Annotated in this window: 1 pseudogene; it reads left to right on the top strand. The window is 54.1% G+C overall.

Features of this window, described 5'->3' with window-relative positions:
• Window positions 1-15: 15 nt before the first annotated feature.
• Window positions 16-503: pseudogene (locus A3730_RS08860) on the top strand (DUF11 domain-containing protein); the annotation flags it as partial.

Genomic DNA, 503 nt, shown 5'->3' with positions numbered 1-503 from the left:
GCCAATGACGGTGGCTTGGTACAGGATATCGGCAGCAACGCCGATATTGGCGACTATAACGCTGACGGTGTTAACGGCGCAGACGGTAACGACACCAACACCGATCAGGTGACGGTGACCACCGATGCGGTGCTGGTAACCACCAAGTCTGCATCTGTCAATACCTCTAACAACACCATTACCTACACCTTGACGGTGAAGAACAATGGTGGCAGTGCGGCGCAGAATGTAAATATCTTCGATGCCGTGCCAGCCAATGCCACCTTTGTGGAAATCAATTCGGTGAATGGCTTGTTAGCGTCTACTGATAGCTACCAAGACAGTACGGGTGCGAGCCAGAACATCCCGGCGGATGCGACCACCATGTACACGCCGGCGACACTGGCCTTAATTGATGAGCCGGGTGTGGACCTGGACGGGGATGGTTCTTCTACTGGAACGGACATTCCTGGTATCCAGCTGACTGATGCCAGCCTGGGGGTAAATACCACTGTGTCTGTGGT

The sequence above is a fragment of the Alcanivorax sp. HI0044 genome (assembly GCF_001634945.1).
The sequence above is the reverse complement of the archived record's forward strand: the minus strand, read 5'-3'. Positions and strand labels throughout refer to the sequence as shown.